We start from the raw sequence: 19460 nt of genomic DNA on the forward strand, positions 1-19460 counted from the left end.
GGTGCCGGCGAGCAGGCCGGGGAGGAGGCCGCCGCCGAAGTAGCCGCCCGCCCAGGGGCCGTACGCCGGGCCCGCGTCCCAGTAGGGGCGGCGGCCCTGGTCGGTGTCGACCTCGCGGATCACGGGGTCGCGGCCGTCGGCCAGACGGGTGGCGTCGGCCGCGCAGACCGGGACCTCGCGCCGGCTGCCGCCGGGCGGGGTCCAGACGGCGTCGGAGACCGAGGGGCCGTGGCGGGGGTCGAAGAAGCACGGCGGGCGGCGTTCCGGCAGGGGGCGGTTCTCGCGCCGGGCGGCCAGCCGGGCGAGGGAGAAGCGGCCGTCCTGCAAGGTCTCGGTCACCGGCCGGACGTCCTCCGGTCTCCGTGCCGCGGCCATGCGCTGCTTGGCGGTGTCGTAGGCGTCCAGGGCATGCTCGTAGTCGGCGCGCATCGCGTCGTCGGCGCCCGGTTCCGAGGGGCGGAAGTCGAGGCGGTCGAGTTCCTCGCCGAACGCGGTGATGTCCTCGTCCACGACCACCCGCAGCCGGTCCAGGGCGGCCCGCTGCTCCTCCTCGCGGCGCCGGCGGCTGCGCCGGACCAGCGCGTACGCGCCCGTGCCCGCGATGACCAGGATCGCGGCCGTCGTGATCAGCCCCGTGGTGGACATGCCGCTGCCGTCGGCGGCCGAGCCGCCCCAGCTGCGCGGGGCGTGGCCGCCCATGTTGGCCAGGGCGCGGTCGGTGAAGTCGGCCAGCTGGGCCTTGGCGTCCTCGCCCTGGACGCTGCGGACCAGGTTCTGCCGGGCCGCGGACGACATGACGGAGGAGTCGGCGCGGGCGTCGAAGCGGTCGCCGAGGCGGATGCCGTACAGGCCGGTGACGCCGGTCGCCGCGCGCAGGTCGGAGAAGAGGTTCGTGGTGCGGTATCCGTCCGGGAGGACCGCGATGAACAGGGGTTTGTCCGCCTCCTTGATCCGGTCGGCGAGGGTGTCGGCGTCGGCGTCGGACAGCTGGTCCCGGGCCGCCGGGTCGACGTAGACCGGGCCGGCGCGCAGGGCCCGGGCGATGGTGGAGACGCTGGTGTCCGCGCTCGCTCCGGGCGCCCACACGGCGGCCAGGACCAGGGCCAGGACGGCCAGGAGCAGGGCGGGGAGGCTTCGGGTCCGCGGCACGGCCTTCATACCTCGAAACTACCCGAAACCTCCCCATAACGGTCAGCCTTCTCGGCCTGGGTTCAGGCCGCCCGGTAGGCCTGCGCCAGCTTCTGCACCGCCTTTCCGTAGCGGCCGGTCAGCAGCAGGTGGTCGGCGTCGGCGAAGGGGGCCGCGACCGCCTGGGTGACGTGGCCGTCCGCCTTCTGCTGGACGAGCAGCCGGGCCTTGGTCACCAGGGCCCGTCCGGTCCGCTCGTCGCCGCGCCGCTCGGCCGCCGCGGCCCGGGCGGCGAGGTCGTGCAGGGTGGCCGTACCGCCCTTCGGGACCTGGGTGAGCGTGGTCAGGCCCCACCCGTAGGGGAACTGCGGGTCGTACGCCGCATCGCCCACGTTGATCGGCAGCTGCGCCTCCGACTTCGGCCAGGTGACCGGGAGCTGTCCGGTGAAGGGGCGCCTTCCGTAGAGGACGTCGGCGACGCCGTCGCCCTCGGTGCCGGGCAGCCAGGAGGCCACCAGGGCGTCGATCGCGTCCAGCCGGTCGCCGACGAGCTGCGGGCGGCCGGAGACGATCAGCACCGCGCATTTCATGGCCGCGCACACCCTGTCGACGGCGGCCCGGTCGGCGGCGGACAGCTTCAGGTCGTGGCCGTTGCCGACGTCTCCGACGCCCTCGGCGTACGGGGTCTCGCCGACGACGACCACGCCGACGTCGTGGCCGGCCGTCGGGGCGGAGGCGTCCTTCGAGTAGGTGATGTCGCCGCCCGCCTTCCGCAGGCCCTCCAGGATCGTCGTGCCGGGGACGGTGTTCCCGGAGGCGCCCTGCCAGGTGAGGGTCCAGCCGCCGGTCTGGTTGCCGATGTCGTCGGCGTTGGACCCGGCGACGTACACCTTCTGGCTCTTCCTCAGCGGCAGCAGGCCCCCGGAGTTCTTCAGGAGCACCTGCGACGCGGCGGCGGCCTGCCGGGCCACGGCCCGGTGCTCCGGCGAACCGATCCGGGCCGCCCCGCTCGTGTCGGCGTACGGGTGCTCGAAGAGGCCGAGCCTGAACTTCTCGGTGAGGATGCGGGAGACCGCGTCGTCGATCCGCCGCTCGCTGATCCGGCCCGCCCTCACCTCGTCGGCGAGCGTGGTGCTGAACTCCTTGTACGTGTACGGCACCATCATCATGTCGACGCCCGCGCCGACCGAGGCGCGGACCCGGGCGGCGAAGTCGCCGGGGAGCTGGTCGACGGCGTTCCAGTCGCTGATGACGAAGCCGTCGAAGCCCATGCGGCCCTTGAGCACGCCGTTGATCATGTCGCCGCGGGCGTGCATCTTCACCGCGCCCTTGCCGTCTCCGGCGATGTCCAGGGACGAGTACGACGGCATGACCGTGCCGACGCCCCGCTCGACGGCCGTGCGGTACGGGGCCAGGTGGAGATCCTCCAGCTGCTCGCGGGTGACCGTGGTGACGCCCTGGTCGATGGTGTACGTCCCGGTGGTCGAGGAGCCGTACGCGGTGCCGCCGTCGGCCACGAAGTGCTTGGCCGTGGCGAGCACCTTGTCCGGGCGCCGCAGGTCCCGGCCGTCGGCGCGGCCCTGGAGGCCCTGGATCACGGTCTCCATGGAGTCGACCAGCGCCGGGTCCTCGCCGAAGGACTCGTAGGAGCGGCCCCAGCGTTCGTCGCGGCTCACGCACAGGCAGGGCGCGAAGTCCCAGGGGACGCCGGTGGCGCGGACCTCGGCGGCCGTCACCGCGCCCGTCCGCCGGGCGATCCGGGGGTCGCGGGTGGCGCCGATGCCGATGTTGTGCGGCATGACGGTGGCGCCGGAGAGGTTGTTGTGGCCGTGGACCGCGTCGACGCCGTAGATCAGCGGGATCTGGAAGCGCGTCGCCTGAGCGCGCAGCTGGAAGGCGTCGATCATCTTCGCCCAGGCCTCGGGCGTGTTGGGGGTGGGCGTGGAGCCGCCGCCGGAGAGCAGGGAGCCGAGGGCGTACCCGGCGATGTCGGCCCCCTGGCCGACGGCGCCGCGCTCGGCCTGGGTCATCTGGCCGGCCTTCTCCGCCAGGGACATCCGGCCCAGCAGGTCCGCGACCCGCTTGCGGACCGGCAACGCGGCGTTCAGGTACGGAAGTCCGTGCGCGTCGATCACGACCTGCGGGGTCTCGGCGGGGGCCTTCGCGCCGGTGACCGTGAGGCGCAGCGGGACGGTCTCGGCGGGTTCGGCGGCCTTGTCCCGGCGGGTGGGCACCGCGACGGTCCGTACCGTGCCGGAGGCGGTGCCGGCCGGGAAGGTGAGGGTGCCGGAGACGGGGGTGTAGTCCGTGCCGGAGGCCGCGGTGCCGTCCGCGGTGGCGTAGGTGACGGTCACCGGCTCGGTGAGCGGCTGCTCGCCGGTGGTGGCCACGGTGACCTTCACCCTGGCCGTCCCGCCCTCCCGCACCGGGACGACGGGCGCGTCGGTGGTGACGGAGGCGCGCAGGGCCTGGTCGGCCCTGCCGTACAGCTCGACGCCGTCCATGGCGAAGTCGCCCTTGAGGCCGGCCGGGAGGGTGACGGCGTACCCCCACATCTCCTTGAGGCCGAGGACGTGGTCGATGCCGCCGACGGGCTGGTGGTCGGTGCGGTAGGCGAAGTCGGTGAAGGGGAGTTGGATCTGCTTCCAGCCGGTGAAGTCGTCGGTGAAGGAGGCGGTCCACAGTTCGGAGGCCTCGCCGTGGGCGCCGCCGTCCTTGATCTCGAAGGTGATCTTCTTGCCGTTGTTCCGGCCCTCCCACCAGAACCTGATGCCCTGGTGGGCGGACCAGTCGTGGGCGGGTGCGGTGGCGGCGTAGTCGTGGGTGAAGCCGCCGTAGCCGCTGATGTCGTAGCCGCCCGTGAGGACCTTGCCGCCCTCGGGGGCGTCGGCGCGGTCCGCCAGGCGGAGCGTGGGCGGGTCGTCGGCGTCGCCGCCCCAGGTGAAGATCCCCTCGGCGGGCTGGGCGGCGAAGGGCACCTCGCCCTCGAAGCGGTCGACGGGAACGGGGGCGGGTTCGCCGGCGGCTCGCGCGGTCGCCGCCCAGGGCAGCAGACCGGCGAGGAGCGCGGCGGAGGCGAGCAGGGCGGTTCTTCGCATGGACCTTCCCTCGGCTCTCATGGTTCACTCAGGGCTTAGCTCACGCCGTGAGTTAACTAGGGGCACCTATCCCCGTCAAGACGACCCGTCAGCTCCGCCGTCCCGAGAGGAAGGGCGACGCACCATGAGGAGATCCCCCCGCACAGTCCGGCTGCTGCTCGCCGGGCTGCTCTCCGCCGCCGGCCTCAGTGTGGCCGTACCCCCCGCGCACGCGGCCGGTGAGCAGGTCACCGCCTGGCTCACCACCACCGACGACTCCGCCGGCCGGCACGTCGTACGCGGCCTCCAGGCACAGACGCCGTTCGCCTTCCAGCCCGGGGCGGGCGGCGGCGGCGAGAACATCACCGTGGACGAGAACACCCGCTACCAGACCTTCACCGGCGGCGGCGCCTCCTTCACGGACACCGCGGCCTGGCTGATGAACAGCAGCGGGGCGCTGTCCCCGGCGACCCGGGACGCGGCCATGCGCAAGCTGTTCTCTCCGACGGACGGCATCGGCCTGTCCTTCCTGCGCAACCCGATGGGCGCCTCCGACCTCGCGCGCTACGGCTACACCTACGACGACGTGCCGGCCGGCCAGACCGACCCGTCGCTGGCGCGGTTCTCCGTCGCGCACGACCTGGCCGACGTCGTCCCGCTCACCCGGCAGGCGCTCCGGCTGAACCCGTCCCTGACCGTGATGGCCTCGCCGTGGACGGCGCCGGCCTGGATGAAGGACAGCGGCTCGCTCAACGGCGGCTGGCTGAAGGCCGAGTACTACGGGGCGTACGCCTCCTACTTCGTGAAGTACCTCCAGGCCTACCAGGCGCAGGGCGTGGACGTCCGCTACGTCACCGCCCAGAACGAGCCCACCTGCTGCTCCGGCTACCCGTCGATGAGCTGGAACGCCAGCGGCCTCGCCTACTTCACCAAGAACGAACTGCTGCCGAAGCTCCAGGCGGCGGGCCTGTCGACCAAGGTGCTGGCGCACGACTGGAACTGGGACGTCTACGACTCCTACGCCGCCCAGACCGTGGACGACCCGGCCGTCCGCGCCCACCCCAACTTCGGCGGCATCGCCTGGCACGGCTACGGCGGCGACGTCACCAAGCAGACGTCCGTGCACAACCGGTACCCCGAGCTGGACGCCTTCGGCACCGAGCACTCCGGCGGCACCTGGATCGCCGACCAGCAGCGCGAGGACATGCACAACATCATCGACTACACCCGCAACTGGGCGAAGTCGGTGACCAAGTGGTCGCTGGCCGTGGACCAGAACAGGGGCCCGCACAACGGCGGCTGCGGCACCTGCACCGGCCTGATCACGGTGCACAACGGAGACGGCGCGAGCGGGACCGTGGACTACACCGTCGAGTACTACACCATGGGCCACCTGACCAAGTTCGTCCGCCCCGGCGCCCAGCGCATCGCCTCCACCGCGTCCACCGCCGTGCCCAACGTGGCCTGGCGCAACCCGGACGGCAGCAAGGCGCTGATCGCGTACAACGAGTCGGCGTCGGCGAAGACGGTCACCGTCAACTGGGGCTCCCAGCACGCCACCTACTCGCTGCCCGGCAGGACCTCGGCCACCTTCACCTGGTCCGGCACCCAGTCCGGCGGCGGCGCCCGGACCGGCGCCTTCGTGGGCCTGGCCGGCAAGTGCCTGGACGTGGCGGGCGGTTCGTCCGCCGACGGTACGGCCGTGCAGCTCTACGACTGCAACGGCAGCGCGGCCCAGCAGTGGACCGTCCAGGGCGACGGATCGGTCCGGGCGCTCGGCAAGTGCCTCGACGTGGCCGCCGGTTCGACCGCCGACGGGGCCAAGGTGCAGTTGTACGACTGCAACGGAACCGGTGCCCAACGGTGGTCGTACGACGCGGCCACCGGTGATGTGGTGAACACGGCGGCCGACAAGTGCCTCGACGTCACGGACAATTCACCGGCGAACGGGGCCCGGGCCCAGATCTGGTCCTGCACGGGAGCCGCCAACCAGAAGTGGACCCTGCGGTGAGGCGGTAAGGCGGAGCATGAGACGTACGGGGGCCGTGGCGGCGGGGATCGTCGGCGGGATGCTGCTGCTCAGCGGCTGCGGCGCCGTCGACCTGCCGCTGGCGGGGGTGCGGATCGCGGCGGACGGAACGCCGTACGCGGTGTTCCGTCCGTGCGGTGACGACGGCTATCGGGGCCCGCACCTGGACGGGCGGCCCCGCGGCGGCGGGGAGGGGCCCGTCACCACCGGGTGGGACACGGACCGGGAGGGGCTGCGCGGCGACGCCGACTTCCCGCTCTTCGACCCGCCCGCCGGCTGGCGGGCCCGGCACCGGGGCGCGCAGCGGCTGCTGCCCCGGCACCACTACGCCCTGCGGTTCGGGCACTACACGGGCGGCGACTCCTACAACGGCAGTGTGGAGTTCACCGGCGAGCAGATCGGCCGGCTCCGGCCCGGCCGGGTCTGGGCGGACGGCCGGGCGATGAGCCCGCGCGCGTTCGAGCGGCTCGCGGCCGACGCCTGCTGAGGGAGGGCGGTGTGGCGTGGTGCGGATCGGCCGCCGCCGGACCATGGTGGGAGTATGACCACACCTCAGGATCTGTTCCTCGTCAGCCTGGACGTCCCCGGCGAGCACCCCGTCGCGCAGGGTGATCTGTCGCTGGCGCTCGCCGGGGCCGAGCTGATCGATCTGCTCGGCGCCCGGGCGCTCGCCCTGGAGGGGGAGCGCATCGTGCCCGGGCCGGTGCTGACCACGGGTGACCGGATGCTGGACGAGGCGGGGGCGGCGCTCGTGCGGCAGGAGCCGTACGAGACGGTCGAGGACTGGCTGTGGCGGCGCGGGCAGGGGCTGGCCGTGGCCTACGGTGACGTCCTGGAGGCCGACGGGCAGCTCACCGGCAGGCGCAGGCACTGGCTGCCGGGCCGGAGCCGGGACGCCGTACCGGCCGACACCGCCGCCCGGCGGCACGCGGCCGACCGCTGGGACTCCCGCGACCCCGTCCTCACCGGGCTCGCCGCCACCCTGGGCATCCCGGAGGGCCGGCCGAGCCCGCAGGAGCCCGAGGACGAGGCCGTCGTCACCGTGCTGGCCGCGGTCGGCGACGCGGTCACCGAACTGGAGGCCGTGCGCGAGCGGCGCCGCATCGAGAACATCGCCTTCGACAACATCTGGCGAGCGCCGTAGCGCTCCGCTCGGGGGGCCGTCGGCCGTCCGCGGCGCCGTGGTGGCCGGCCGCGCCCCGGCGGAGCCGGATTTCGACACAGCCCCGCGCCCCGTCGGGGCGCTGACCGGCTGGGCCTCACAGGATCAGCTGGCCGATGCCCAGCAGGTTGCCCTCGCTGTCCCGGAACCACGCGCCCCGCTCCGCCCGCGCGCCCTTGCTCGGATAGTTGCCCTCGATGTCGGCGATGCCCTCGCGGGTGCGGAGGCCGGGCACGTCGACCTCCTCGAAGACCACGCCCCGGCGGCGCAGCTCCGTCACGACCCCCTCGATGTCGTCCACCTCGAAGGCCATCTGGGTGAAGGTGCCGGGCGAGGCCCCCGTCGAGCGGAACACGACGAAGTCCACGCCCGCGCACCGGTACAGCAGCCCGCCGGGCCGCTCGTCCACCGGGTACAGGCCGAGTTTCTCGGCGTAGAAGCGCCGGGCCCGGTCCAGGTCCCGGGCGGGCAGCCGGGTCGCGACACGGGCCCGGGACAGCACGTCGTCGGCGTGTGAGGTCATACCTCCACTGTGGCTACTGGGCCGGTGCCACGCCCGCCCGGAGCAGGCCGTACGTGTACGCGTCCTCCAGGGCCTGCCAGGAGGCGGCGATGACGTTCTCGGCGACCCCGACCGTGGACCACTCGCCGGAGCCGTCCGTGGTGGAGATCAGCACCCGGGTGGTGGAGGAGGTGCCGTGCTTGCCCTCCAGGATGCGGACCTTGTAGTCGACCAGCTCCAGCTTGGCGAGCTGCGGGTAGATCTTCTCCAGCGCCACGCGCAGGGCGCGGTCCAGGGCGTTGACGGGGCCGTTGCCCTCGGCGGTGGCCACGATCCGCTCGCTCTTGGCCCACAGTTTGACCGTGGCCTCGTTGGCGTGGGTGCCGTCGGGCCGGTCCTCCACGATGGCCCGCCAGGACTCGACGTCGAAGTACTTCAGCGGCCGGCCCTCGACCTCGGCGCGCAGCAGCAGCTCGAAGGAGGCGTCGGCGGCCTCGTACGTGTAGCCCTTCAGCTCGCGTTCCTTGACCCGCTCGACCACCCGGCCGACCAGCTCGCGGTCGCCGCCCAGGTCGATGCCGAGTTCCTTGCCCTTCAGCTCGACCGAGGCGCGGCCCGCCATGTCGGAGACCAGCATGCGCATGGTGTTGCCGACCAGCTCGGGGTCGATGTGCTGGTAGAGGTCCGGGTCGACCTTGATGGCGGAGGCGTGCAGGCCGGCCTTGTGCGCGAAGGCGGAGACGCCCACGTACGGCTGGTGGGTCGACGGCGTCAGGTTGACGACCTCGGCGATGGCGTGGGAGATGCGGGTGGTCTCGCGCAGCTTGCCGTCGGGCAGCACCTTCTTGCCGTACTTCAGCTCCAGCGCCGCCACCACCGGGAACAGGTTGGCGTTGCCGACGCGCTCGCCGTAGCCGTTGGCCGTGCACTGCACATGGGTGGCGCCCGCGTCGACGGCGGCCAGGGTGTTGGCGACCGCGCAGCCGGTGTCGTCCTGGGCGTGGATGCCGAGCCGGGCGCCGGTGTCGGCGAGCACGGTGGAGACGACCGCGTGGACCTGGGCGGGGAGCATGCCGCCGTTGGTGTCGCAGAGGATGACGACGTCGGCGCCGGCCTCGGCGGCCGTCCGGACGACGGCCTTGGCGTACTCGGGGTTGGCGCGGTAGCCGTCGAAGAAGTGCTCGCAGTCCACGAAGACCCGGCGGCCCTGGTCCCTCAGGTACGACACGGTGTCGCGGACCATCTCCAGGTTCTCGTCCAGGGTGGTGCGCAGCGCCAGCTCCACGTGCCGGTCGTGCGACTTGGCGACCAGGGTGATGACCGGGGCACCGGACTCCAGCAACGCCTTGACCTGCGGGTCCTCGGCGGCTTTGGCGCCGGCGCGGCGGGTGGCGCCGAAGGCGACCAGCTGGGCGTGCTTGAAGTCGATCTCTTCCTGCGCGCGGGCGAAGAACTCGGTGTCGCGGGGGTTCGCGCCGGGCCAGCCGCCCTCGATGAAGCCGACGCCGAAGTCGTCCAGGTGCCGGGCGATGGCGAGCTTGTCCGCGACGGTGAGGTTGATGCCCTCGCGCTGCGCGCCGTCGCGCAGCGTGGTGTCGAAGACGTGGAACGAGTCGTCGAACAGCTCGCTGGTTGCCGTCTCGGTCATGGTCTCAAGGCTCCTGTTGTGGATCTTCGGTCTTTACCGGAATGACCGGCTCCACCGTTCCTCCATGCTCCCTCGCGCTCCGTCGCCGGCTGTAGGTGGGCCGGAAAACGAAAAAACCCCTCGCGGGTGCGAGAGGTCTGCGCGCGGGTCGAGGACGACGGTGGCCACCCGCACCTGGTCGTACGAGGTGGTCACTGCGGACCGGCGCGCCTGCTGCCAATAATCATGGCGAACGAGAGCACGGGGGCAGTCTGGCACAGCCCCGCCCCCGGCTCACCGCCCGTCTCAGGATGCGGTCGTCACCCTGGAATCGTCCCGGGCCTTCACCCGGGCCAGATCCAGGTCCTTGGTCTCGCGCATGGTGACGTACACCACGAGGGACACGGCGGCGCAGGCGGCCACGTACCAGTAGAAGCCGGACTCGGCACCGCCCTTCTTGAACCACAGCGCGACGTACTCGGCGGTGCCGCCGAAGAGGGCGTTGGCGATGGCGTACGGCAGGGCGACGCCGAGCGCGCGCACGCCGGTCGGGAACAGCTCGGCCTTCACGCAGGCGTTGATGGAGGTGTAGCCGGTGACCACGACCAGCGCGAGCAGGGCGAGGCCGAGGGCCGGCCAGTAGCCGTCGACGTGCCGGAGCAGCGTCATGATCGGCACGGTCAGGAAGGTGGAGCCGACGGCGAAGGTGATCAGCAGCGGGCGGCGGCCGATCCGGTCGGAGAGGGCGCCCGCGAGCGGCTGGAGGCAGGCGAAGACGATCAGCGCGGTGAAGGAGACCAGGGTCGCGGTCTCCTTGGACAGGCCCGCCGAGTTGGACAGGTACTTGGTGAGGTAGGTGGTGTACGTGTAGTAGGCCACCGTGCCGCCCATGGTGAGGGCGATGACCAGGAACGCCTCCCTCCGGTGCTGCCACAGCGCGCGCAGCGTGCCGCGCTCCCCGGCGTGCGAGGTGTCCTCCTCGTAGACCTCGGTCTCCAGCATGTTCCGGCGCAGGTAGAAGACGACGGCCGCGCCGAGCGCGCCGACGACGAACGGGATGCGCCAGCCGTAGCTGTGCAGGGCGTCGTCGGACATGGTGCGCTGGAGGACGATCTGCAGGCCGAGGCCCACGATCTGGCCGGCCGTCATCGACACGTACTGGAAGCTGGAGGCGAAGCCCCGCCGCTTCGGGTCGGAGGCCTCGGTGAGATAGGTGGCGCTGGCCGCGTACTCGCCGCCCACCGACAGGCCCTGGAGCAGCCGGGCGACGAGCAGGACGAGGGCGCCGCCGTACCCGGCGACCGCGTACGTCGGCGCGACGGCGATGAGGACCGCCGAGGCCGACATGAGCGTGACGGTCAGCGTCAGCGCCGCCTTGCGGCCCTTGCGGTCACCGACCCGGCCCAGCAGCCAGCCGCCCACGGGGCGCATGAAGAAACCGACGGCGAAGATGCCGGCGGTGTTCATCAGCTGGGCCGTGGGGTTGCCGCTCGGGAAGAACGCGCCGGCGAAGTACGTGGCGAAGCTCGCGTACACGAACCAGTCGAACCACTCGACCATGTTGCCCGCCGAGCCGACCCAGATCTTCTTCCAGTGATGACGTCCCATGCGCCGTTACTTGCCCGGACGCAGAGTGAACGATTCCTTCGACTACGCCATCAAGAGCGCGTCCCCGATGAACTCCCCCACATGGTGAAGGACTTGTCCGCGGTCGGTGCCCCGCAACCCGATGGCCACATGGATGGAGAACCCGTCCAGCAGCGCCCGCAGCCGCGCGGCGAAGCGGTCCGCGTCCACCGCCCGGAACTCCCCCCGCGAGATCCCCTCGGCGATCAGCGCGACGAGATCCCGGTGCCACGCGCCCTCGATGGCGGCCTGCCGGGCGCGAGCGTCGTCGTCGGCGTTCTGCGAGCGGTTCCAGACCTCCAGCCAGAGCGTCCAGTGCGGATCGCGGTGCCCCTCGGGGACGTACAGGTCGACGTACGCCTCCAGGCGCTCGCGGGCGCTGCCCGGCCCGGTGAGCAGCCGGCCGCGTTCCGCGCCCAGCCGGCCCTCGCTCCACTCCAGGGTCTGGAGCAGCAGCTCGTCCTTGGAGCGGAAGTAGTACAGGAGATGGCCGCTGCTCATGCCGACCTCGCGGCCCAGCCCCGCCATGGTGAGCTTCTCCAGACCGCGCTCGGCGATCATGTCCATGGCGGCGGCCAGGACCTCCTCGCGCGGCGGCGCGTTCCTGCGCGCCCGGCCCGCACCGGCCATCTGCTGCTCCTGTACGTGTCAGACCTTCGGCTGCTGTTGCGTGACGCAGTGGATACCGCCTCCGCCCGCGAAGATCGTACGCGCGTCCACCAGGGTCACCGTGCGCTCCGGGAACAGCCGGCGGAAGATGCCGGCGGCGATCTCGTCACGCGGGTCGTCGAAGCCGCACAGCACCAGGCCGCCGTTGCAGAGGTAGTGGTTGATGTACGAGTAGTCGGCCCAGTGGCCGTCGGCCTCCAGGACGGTCGGCGCGGGCACCTCCACGACCTCCAGCCTGCGGCCCCGGGCGTCGGTCGCCGACTTCAGCAGGCCGATGACCTCCTTGGTGACCTCGTGGTCGGGGTGGGCCGGGTCCGGCTGGTGGTGGGCGACCACGACACCCGGCCGGGCGAAGGCGGCCACGATGTCGACGTGGCCGAGGGTGCCGAAGCCGTAGGGCGGGTAGTCGCCGGTCAGGCCGCGCGGCAGCCAGATCGCCTTCTCGGTGCCGAGGTGGGCGTGGATCTCCGCCTCGACCTCGGCCCTGGACCAGTGCGGGTTGCGCTCGGGGCCGAGCTGCACGGTCTCGGTGAGCAGCACGGTGCCCTCGCCGTCGACGTGGATCGCACCGCCCTCGTTGACCAGCTGCGAGGCGTACGTCGTCGCGCCCGCGAGGTCGCTGACGTACGCGCCGATCTTGGAGTCGTGCTCCCAGCGGGCCCAGTCCTGCGCGCCCCAGCCGTTGAACGTCCAGTCGACGGCGGCCAGTCCGCCCTTGCCGTCGGTGAGGAAGGTGGGGCCGATGTCACGCATCCAGGCGTCGTCCAGCTCCCGCTCGACGGTGTCGATGCCGGGGCCGAGGAGGGTCTCGGCGGCGGCGGACTGGCCGGGCCCGCACACGACCGTCACCGGTTCGAAGCGGCGGATCGCGCGGGCGACACGGGCCCAGGCGATCCGGGCGGCGGCCAGGTCGTCCGGGTCCTCGAAGGTGGGGTTGGGGCCGGGCCAGGCCATCCAGGTGCGCTCGTGCGGGGTCCACTCGGCGGGCATGCGGAAGCCGTCTGCGGCGGGGGTGGTCATAGGAGTTCCCGGATCCTTAGAGGAAGTAGAGGCGGTTGAGGGAGACGGAGTCGGCGGGTGCCGAGCGCAGCGGGTCGCCGTCGAGCGTGACCAGGCCGGTGCGCTGGTCGACGTCGACCGCTCCGGTGCGGGAGTTCAGACGGAGGTCGGCGGGGCCGATGCCGCGGGTGCCGCGCACGGCGACCCGGCGGCGCCGGGTGGGCATCCGGTCGTTGCCCTGGTCGACGGCGGCCTGGGCGACGAACGCCACCGAGAGGTCGGCGGCGGTGGCGCCGTACGATCCGAACTGCGGTCCCAGCACGAGGGGTTCGCAGGTGTCGGTGGCCGCGTTGGGGTCGCCGACCACGCCGTAGGCCGGGAAGCCGGCCTTGAGCACGAGCTGCGGCTTGGCGCCGAAGTACTCCGGGCGCCACAGCACGATGTCGGCGAGCTTGCCGGCCTCGATCGAGCCGACCTCGTGCGCCAGGCCGTGCGCGATGGCCGGGTTGATGGTCAGCTTGGCCATGTAGCGCAGGACGCGGGCGTTGTCGTCACCCTCGCCGTCGCCCTCCAGCGGGCCCAGCTCGCCCTTCATCTTGCCGGCCATGGCGAAGGTGCGGCGGACCGTCTCCCCGGCCCGGCCCATGCCCTGGGCGTCGGAGGAGGTGATGCCGATCGCGCCCAGGTCGTGCAGCACGTCCTCGGCGCCCATCGTGCCGGCCCGGATCCGGTCGCGGGCCATGGCGGCGTCGCCGGGCAGGTCGGTCTTCAGGTCGTGGACGGAGACGATCATGCCGTAGTGCTCGGCGACCGCGTCCCGGCCGAAGGGCAGGGTGGGGTTGGTGGAGGAGCCGATGACGTTCGGGACACCGGCCATCTTCAGCACGTTGGGGACGTGTCCGCCGCCGCAGCCCTCGATGTGGAAGGCGTGGATCGTGCGCCCCTCCAGCACCCGCAGGGTGTCCTCGACCGACAGGCACTCGTTCAGTCCGTCGCTGTGCAGGGCCACCTGGACGTCATGCTCCTCGGCGACCCGGAGCGCGGTGTCCAGCGCCCGGGTGTGGGCGCCCATGTCCTCGTGCACCTTGAAGCCGCTGGCCCCGCCCTCGGCCAGGGCCTCGATGAGCGGCGCCGCGTGGGAGGACGAACCCCGGCCCAGGAAGCCGATGTTGACCGGCCAGGCGTCGAAGGCGTTGAAGGCATGGCGCAGCGCCCAGGGCGAGTTGACGCCGACCCCCCAGACGGGGCCGAACTCCTGCCCGATGATCGTGGTGACGCCGGAGGCGAGGGAGGCCTCCATGATGCGCGGCGACAGCAGGTGCACGTGCGTGTCGACGGCACCGGCGGTGGCGATCAGACCCTCGCCGGAGACGATCGAGGTGCCGGTGCCGACGACGACGTCCACGCCGTCGAGGGTGTCCGGGTTGCCGGCCCGTCCGATGGCGTGGATGCGGCCCTCGCGGATGCCGATCGACACCTTGCGGATGCCCTGCGCCGCGTCGATCACGACGACGTTGCTGATGACGACGTCGCACGTGTCGCGGACGGCGGCGGCCTTCAGGTGCAGTCCGTCGCGGGCGGTCTTGCCGAAGCCGGCGAGGAACTCGTCGCCGTACTTCTGGGCGTCGGACTCCACCCGGACGGTCAGCCCGCTGTCGCCCAGGCGGATGCGATCGCCGGCGCGCGGGCCGTGGGTGGCCGCGTAGGCGTGCGGGTCGACGTGGATCGACCGGCTCACCTCTCGTCCCTTCGAGCGGCTCATCGCCCCTCGCCTCCTTCCGGTGTCACAGCTGTCACTCCGAGGTAGCCGCACGCGGCGGCCCTCCGCAGGGCCTCCTCCTTGGCGCCCGGCGCGTCCAGCGGCCCGTCCACCAGGCCGGCGAAGCCGATCGCGATCCGCTCGCCGCCGATCGGCACGAGTCCGACCTCCTCGCTCTCGCCCGGCCCGAAGCGGACCGAGGAGCCGGCGGGTACGGCGAGCCGCATGCCGTAGGCCCGCTCGCGGTCGAAGTCGAGCCGCGGATTGGCCTCGAAGAAGTGGAAGTGGGAGGTGACGGAGACCGGCACGGTCGCGGTGTTGGTGACGCGCAGCCGGACGACCGGCTCGGGGTCGGCGTGCTCGGGCCCGGGCAGCAGCGCGCCCGGGGCGTGCTCGCCCAGCCCGCCGCCGATGGGGTCGGAGACCACCGCGAGCCGGGAGCCGTCGTCGAAGACGGCCTCGACCATCACCTCGGTGACGACGTCGGCGACGCCCGGCAGGACGTCCTCGGGACCGAGCACGGAGCGGGCCGCCTCGATCGCCTCGGCGAGCCGCCTGCCGTCGCGGGCGGCCTCGCAGACGGTGTCCGCGATCAGCGCGGTGGCCTCCGGCACGTTCAGCCTGAGGCCGCGCGCCCGGCGGGCCCGGGCCAGCTCGGCGGCTCCGAAGAGCAGCAGCCGGTCACGTTCCGTGGGGGTCAGTCTCACGACCCGGCACCTCCTTGCCTTCCCCAGATTAGAGCACCACTCTAAACACAGATTCTCTGCGGAGAAAGCATTGACGACGGACACGCTTCACGTCACATTGAACGTCGCTCTAATCCAGTGAGGCGGCCGTCGAAGGAGACCAGCCATGCCGATCGAACAGCGCGGTGTCGACACCATCCCGGAGCAGGAACGGACCAGCGGGCCACGCGACCTCGTGTCGATCCTGCTCGGGTCCAACCTCTGCCTCGGAGTGATCGTCTTCGGCTGGCTGCCGCCGTCCTTCGGGCTCGGCTGGTGGGCGTCGGTGAGCGCGATCGTGGCGGGCACGGTGGCCGGCATCCTCTTCACCGCCCCGCTCGCGCTGGTCTCGCTGCGCACCGCGACCAACCTGTCCACCTCCTCCGGCGCCCAGTTCGGCGTGCGCGGCCGGCTCGTCGGCTCGGTGGTGGGGCTGCTGCTGGCCCTCGGCTACACCGCGCTGACGGTGTGGATCGGCGGGGACGTGATGCTGCGGGTCCTCGGCCGGCTCTTCGGGGTGCCGGCGGACGGGGTGTCGTACGCCCTCGTCTACGCGGTGCTCGCCGCGGCGACCGTCGCGGGCGCGGTCTACGGCTACCGGGTGCTGCTCGCGATGTCCCGGGTGCTGGCCGTCGGCATGACGGCCCTGCTGCTGCTCGGTGTCCTCGCCTACGCCCCGCACTTCACCACCGCCGCGCTGCCGGACGCGGGCGGCTATCTGCTGGGCTCCTTCTGGCCCACCTGGTTCCTGGCGGTGGTCGCCGCGGGCCTGTCCGGGCCCATCGCCTTCATCACCCTGCTCGGCGACTACACCCGCTACATCTCCCCCGCCCGCCACCGCGCCCGCCGCGTGCTGCACGCCACCTGGCTCGGCCTGTTCCTCGGGCTGCTGGTGCCCCAGCTGTTCGGCACCTTCACGGCCTACGCGGCGCGCGCGGCCACCGACTACGCGGGCCCGCTGGTCGCGGCCTCCCCCGGCTGGTACCTGGTGCCGCTGCTGCTGGCCGCGTCGGCCGGCTCGGTCGGCAACGCGGGGCTGATGCTGTACTCCATGGGCCTGGACCTCGACGCGATCCTGCCCCGCGCCTCCCGCGCCCGCGCCACCTACACGGTCGCCGTGGTGGCCACGGCCTGCGTCTTCGCCGGCCACTACGCCTGGGACGCGCAGTCGGCGATGACGTCCTTCGTGCTCCTGCTCACCGCCATCGGCACCCCCTGGGCGGTCATCACCCTCATCGGCTTCGCCCGCTGCCGCGGCGTGTACGACGCCGACGCCCTCCAGGTCTTCAACCGCCGCTCGCGGGGCGGGGTCTACTGGTACCGGGCGGGCTGGAACGTCGGCGCGACCGTGTCCTGGACGCTGGGCGCGGCGGTCGGCCTGCTGGCGGTGTCCCTGCCGTCGTACGAGGGCCCGCTGCTGGCGTGGACCGGCGGGGTGGACTGCAGCTTCCTGCTGTCGGGGGCGGTGGGCGGTGCGCTGTACGTCCTGCTGGAGGCGCGTCCCGAAGGGGCGCGGGGAACCGCGCGCTCCGCCCCGACGCAGCCGCAGTCGCCCGACGCCCCTTCACGGCAGTTCGAACCGCGCTCTTAACCGACGCGGTGCATCCAGCCGTGCTTGTCCTCGGTCATCCCGCGCTGGATGCCCAGCAGGGCCTCCCGCAGCCGCAGGGTGACCGGCCCCGGCGTGCCGTCGCCGTGGGACCAGGCGTCCGTCTTGGTCTTGACGTGGCCGATGGGCGTGACCACCGCGGCGGTGCCGCAGGCGAAGACCTCGGTCAGCGCACCGGACGCGGCGTCCTCGCGCCACTGCTGGAGGGTGATGGTGCCCTCCTCGGCGGTGTAACCGAGGTCCCGGGCGACCTGGAGGAGGGAGTCGCGGGTGATGCCCTCCAGGATGGAGCCGGTGAGCGACGGGGTGACGATCCGGTCGCCGTAGACGAAGGCGACGTTCATGCTGCCGCTCTCCTCGACCTTGGTGCGGGTGACCGCGTCGAGGTAGACGACCTGGTCGCAGCCGTGTGCGGCGGCCTCGGCCTGCGGCAGCAGGGACGCGGCGTAGTTGCCGCCGGTCTTGGCGTCGCCGGTGCCGCCCGGGACCGCGCGGACGTGGTCCTCGGAGACCCAGATGGTGACCGGCTTCACCCCGCCGGCGAAGTACGCGCCGGACGGGGAGGCGATCAGCATGAACAGGTACTCGTTCGCGGGGTGCACGCCGAGCGCGGCCTCGGTGGCGAACATGAAGGGCCGCAGGTACAGGGCCTCCTCGCCGCCGTGCGGCGGAACCCAGTCGGCGTCCTGGGTGAGCAGCGCGTCCAGCGCGGCGATGAACAGCTCCTCGGGCAGCTCGGCCATGGCCATGCGGCGGGCGGAGCTGCGGAAGCGGCGGGCGTTGGCCTCGGGGCGGAACAGCGCGATCGAGCCGTCGGGCTGGCGGTAGGCCTTCAGGCCCTCGAAGATCTCCTGGCCGTAGTGCAGGACGTGAGTGGAGGGGTCCAGGGAGATCGGGCCGTAGGGGACGAGCTGGGCGTCGTGCCAGCCGCGACCCTCGGTCCACTTGATCGTCACCATGTGGTCGGTGAAGTGGCGGCCGAACCCGGGGTTGGCCAGGATCGCCTCGCGCTCTGCGGCGGCGAGCGGGCTGGCGGAGGGCTTGAGCTCGATCGTGGGCGTCGTCATGTGTTGTCCTTCACCGGTTGTAGTGTCGGGCCGCGCTCACGCCTGTACTGCCGGTCGTCGGTGATAGGACGTCCGAGCATTCCCTCATATCGCGGCTCCGCGTTCGATTATCGCGCGGGGGCGGTAGCGGACGGAATCGGGGTGAAGCGGCCCAGGGGTTGATGGTGGCACCCGGCGAGGCACAGGAAAAGCCGCCGGGTGCGGTTGCGACCCGGCGGCTGGGTGGTAGCGCGGCGGGTCAGCCGGCTACGCGTACGGCGAGGGCGTCGCCGATCTCGGAGGTGGAGCGGGCCGGCTTCCCGGTGCGCTCGGTGAGGTCGGCGGCGACCGCCGCGTCGATGCGGTCGGCCTCGTCGTCGTAGCCGAGGTGGCGCAGCAGCAGGGCGACGGACAGGACGGTGGCGGTGGGGTCGGCCTTGCCCTGGCCGGCGATGTCCGGGGCCGAGCCGTGGACCGGCTCGAACATGGACGGGAACTCGCGGCTGGGGTTGATGTTCCCGGAGGCGGCCACGCCGATGCCGCCGGAGACGGCCGCGGCGAGGTCGGTGATGATGTCGCCGAAGAGGTTGTCGGTGACGATGACGTCGAACCGGGCGGGGTCGGTGACCAGGTAGATCGTCGCCGCGTCGACGTGGATGTAGTCGGTGGTGACCTCGGGGTACTCCTCGGCCACCCGGTTGAAGACGTTCGTCCACAGGTGCCCGGCGAAGGTCAGCACGTTGTTCTTGTGGACCAGCGTGAGCTTCTTGCGCGGACGGGCCTGGGCCCGCTCGAAGGCGTCGCGGACCACGCGCTCGACACCGTAGGCGGTGTTGACGGACACCTCGGTGGCGACCTCGTGCGGGGTGCCCTTGCGGATGGTGCCGCCGTTGCCGGTGTACGGGCCCTCGGTGCCCTCGCGGACGACGACGAAGTCGATCTCCGGCTGGCCGGCGAGCGGGGTGGCGACGCCGGGGAGCAGCTTCGAGGGGCGCAGGTTGACGTGGTGGTCGAAGGCGAAGCGGAGCTTGAGCAGGAAGCCCCGCTCCAGGACGCCGGACGGCACCGACGGGTCGCCGATCGCGCCGAGCAGGATGGCGTCGTGCCGCCGCAGCTGCTCCAGGTCGGCGTCGGTGAGGGTCTCACCGGTGGCGTGGTAGCGCTGGGCGCCGAAGTCGTACTCCTTGGTCTCCAGCTTCACATCCTGCGGCAGGACGGCGGAGAGGACCTTGAGACCTTCGGCCACGACCTCCTGGCCGATGCCGTCACCGGGGACCACTGCGAGATTGATGCTGCGAGACATGCGGGCACCCTACTCCTCGTCCCATGTGATGACACACCCTGTCCGCCATCCGGACACCCGGACGGGTTGCGGCGGTCATCCCGTCGGTCGGTGTTCACCCGGACGTGGCACGGGCGTCGGGCCCCGGTGGAAGGTTCCGGGGCATGACCGCTCCTTCCCGGGGGACGCCCCCCGAGCCCCTCGTCCCCGACGTCGGCAT

15 protein-coding genes are annotated in these 19460 nt (G+C 72.3%); 4 read left to right on the plus strand and 11 right to left on the minus strand.

The genetic code is table 11. The annotated features are described in order from the left end of the window. Positions 1–1158: hypothetical protein (locus tag CCN44_RS13180; RefSeq protein WP_086697749.1), on the minus strand; the 1158-nt coding region annotated here is incomplete at its 3' end. 53 nt (positions 1159–1211) lie between these two features. After that, on the minus strand, positions 1212–4226 hold the full coding sequence (locus CCN44_RS13185; RefSeq protein WP_086697750.1) for a glycoside hydrolase family 3 protein: 3015 nt from the start codon (positions 4224–4226) through the stop codon (positions 1212–1214). Between the two features lie 124 nt (positions 4227–4350). Here CCN44_RS13185 and CCN44_RS13190 point away from each other — a divergent pair, with 124 nt between their 5' ends. Genes CCN44_RS13190 through CCN44_RS13200 form a run of 3 tightly spaced genes read left to right on the plus strand, consistent with a single transcriptional unit; the run spans position 4351 to position 7378 of the window. Continuing rightward, complete coding sequence (locus tag CCN44_RS13190) at positions 4351–6216, plus strand: ricin-type beta-trefoil lectin domain protein (protein WP_208639764.1); 1866 nt, start codon at positions 4351–4353, stop codon at positions 6214–6216. A 16-nt stretch (positions 6217–6232) separates the two neighbouring features. Further along, positions 6233–6721, plus strand: a complete 489-nt coding sequence (locus CCN44_RS13195; protein WP_237481399.1) for a hypothetical protein — start codon at positions 6233–6235, stop codon at positions 6719–6721. 54 nt (positions 6722–6775) lie between these two features. Further along, positions 6776–7378 (plus strand): GOLPH3/VPS74 family protein, encoded by a 603-nt coding sequence (locus CCN44_RS13200; protein WP_059252774.1) that lies wholly within the window; start codon positions 6776–6778, stop codon positions 7376–7378. Between the two features lie 115 nt (positions 7379–7493). Here the strand turns inward: CCN44_RS13200 and CCN44_RS13205 are convergent, their stop codons facing one another. The 7 genes from CCN44_RS13205 to ureA all read right to left on the minus strand — a co-directional run bounded on the left by CCN44_RS13205 (position 7494) and on the right by ureA (position 15285). Beyond that, on the minus strand, positions 7494–7919 hold the full coding sequence (locus CCN44_RS13205) for a VOC family protein (RefSeq protein ID WP_059252773.1): 426 nt from the start codon (positions 7917–7919) through the stop codon (positions 7494–7496). Positions 7920–7932: 13 nt separating this feature from the next. After that, the gene (gene cimA, locus CCN44_RS13210; RefSeq protein ID WP_086697752.1) at positions 7933–9546 is read right to left on the minus strand and encodes a citramalate synthase; all 1614 of its coding nucleotides are present in this window, start codon (positions 9544–9546) and stop codon (positions 7933–7935) included. 285 nt (positions 9547–9831) lie between these two features. Further along, on the minus strand, positions 9832–11133 hold the full coding sequence (locus CCN44_RS13220; protein WP_059252771.1) for an MFS transporter: 1302 nt from the start codon (positions 11131–11133) through the stop codon (positions 9832–9834). Positions 11134–11175: 42 nt separating this feature from the next. After that, a complete protein-coding gene (locus tag CCN44_RS13225) occupies positions 11176–11781 on the minus strand; it encodes a TetR/AcrR family transcriptional regulator (protein WP_059252770.1) in 606 nt (201 codons plus the stop codon). 18 nt (positions 11782–11799) lie between these two features. Then, positions 11800–12840: an agmatine deiminase family protein gene (locus CCN44_RS13230; RefSeq protein WP_086697753.1), complete on the minus strand. Its 1041-nt coding sequence runs from the start codon at positions 12838–12840 to the stop codon at positions 11800–11802. A gap of 16 nt (positions 12841–12856) precedes the next feature. Next, positions 12857–14581, minus strand: a complete 1725-nt coding sequence (locus CCN44_RS13235) for an urease subunit alpha (RefSeq protein WP_059252768.1) — start codon at positions 14579–14581, stop codon at positions 12857–12859. After that, positions 14578–15285 (minus strand): urease subunit gamma, encoded by a 708-nt coding sequence (ureA, locus tag CCN44_RS13240; protein WP_059252767.1) that lies wholly within the window; start codon positions 15283–15285, stop codon positions 14578–14580. Before ureA ends, CCN44_RS13235 begins: the two co-directional genes overlap by 4 nt. A 145-nt stretch (positions 15286–15430) precedes the next feature. Here ureA and CCN44_RS13245 point away from each other — a divergent pair, with 145 nt between their 5' ends. Beyond that, the gene (locus tag CCN44_RS13245; RefSeq protein WP_086697754.1) at positions 15431–16894 is read left to right on the plus strand and encodes a cytosine permease; all 1464 of its coding nucleotides are present in this window, start codon (positions 15431–15433) and stop codon (positions 16892–16894) included. On the opposite strand, the gene CCN44_RS13250 is transcribed toward CCN44_RS13245, so the two are convergent. After that, positions 16891–17979: a branched-chain amino acid aminotransferase gene (locus CCN44_RS13250; RefSeq protein ID WP_059252765.1), complete on the minus strand. Its 1089-nt coding sequence runs from the start codon at positions 17977–17979 to the stop codon at positions 16891–16893. The genes CCN44_RS13245 and CCN44_RS13250 overlap by 4 nt on opposite strands. Positions 17980–18217: 238 nt before the next feature. Continuing rightward, the gene (locus CCN44_RS13255; RefSeq protein WP_086697755.1) at positions 18218–19261 is read right to left on the minus strand and encodes a 3-isopropylmalate dehydrogenase; all 1044 of its coding nucleotides are present in this window, start codon (positions 19259–19261) and stop codon (positions 18218–18220) included. Between the last annotated feature and the right edge of the window lie 199 nt (positions 19262–19460).

Origin of the sequence: Streptomyces tricolor (genome assembly GCF_002155905.1) — a bacterium.
GTDB lineage: Bacteria > Actinomycetota > Actinomycetes > Streptomycetales > Streptomycetaceae > Streptomyces > Streptomyces tricolor.

Excerpts from the sequence above, each read along its gene's own strand:
- CCN44_RS13185 (WP_086697750.1), bottom strand. The coding sequence starts at position 4,226 with ATGCGAAGAACCGCCCTGCTCGCCTCCGCCGCGCTCCTCGCCGGTCTG.
- CCN44_RS13190 (WP_208639764.1), top strand. The coding sequence starts at position 4,351 with ATGAGGAGATCCCCCCGCACAGTCCGGCTGCTGCTCGCCGGGCTGCTC.
- CCN44_RS13195 (WP_237481399.1), top strand. The coding sequence starts at position 6,233 with ATGAGACGTACGGGGGCCGTGGCGGCGGGGATCGTCGGCGGGATGCTG.
- CCN44_RS13200 (WP_059252774.1), top strand. The coding sequence starts at position 6,776 with ATGACCACACCTCAGGATCTGTTCCTCGTCAGCCTGGACGTCCCCGGC.
- CCN44_RS13205 (WP_059252773.1), bottom strand. The coding sequence starts at position 7,919 with ATGACCTCACACGCCGACGACGTGCTGTCCCGGGCCCGTGTCGCGACC.
- cimA (WP_086697752.1), bottom strand. The coding sequence starts at position 9,546 with ATGACCGAGACGGCAACCAGCGAGCTGTTCGACGACTCGTTCCACGTC.
- CCN44_RS13220 (WP_059252771.1), bottom strand. The coding sequence starts at position 11,133 with ATGGGACGTCATCACTGGAAGAAGATCTGGGTCGGCTCGGCGGGCAAC.
- CCN44_RS13225 (WP_059252770.1), bottom strand. The coding sequence starts at position 11,781 with ATGGCCGGTGCGGGCCGGGCGCGCAGGAACGCGCCGCCGCGCGAGGAG.
- CCN44_RS13230 (WP_086697753.1), bottom strand. The coding sequence starts at position 12,840 with ATGACCACCCCCGCCGCAGACGGCTTCCGCATGCCCGCCGAGTGGACC.
- CCN44_RS13235 (WP_059252768.1), bottom strand. The coding sequence starts at position 14,581 with ATGAGCCGCTCGAAGGGACGAGAGGTGAGCCGGTCGATCCACGTCGAC.
- CCN44_RS13245 (WP_086697754.1), top strand. The coding sequence starts at position 15,431 with ATGCCGATCGAACAGCGCGGTGTCGACACCATCCCGGAGCAGGAACGG.
- CCN44_RS13250 (WP_059252765.1), bottom strand. The coding sequence starts at position 17,979 with ATGACGACGCCCACGATCGAGCTCAAGCCCTCCGCCAGCCCGCTCGCC.
- CCN44_RS13255 (WP_086697755.1), bottom strand. The coding sequence starts at position 19,261 with ATGTCTCGCAGCATCAATCTCGCAGTGGTCCCCGGTGACGGCATCGGC.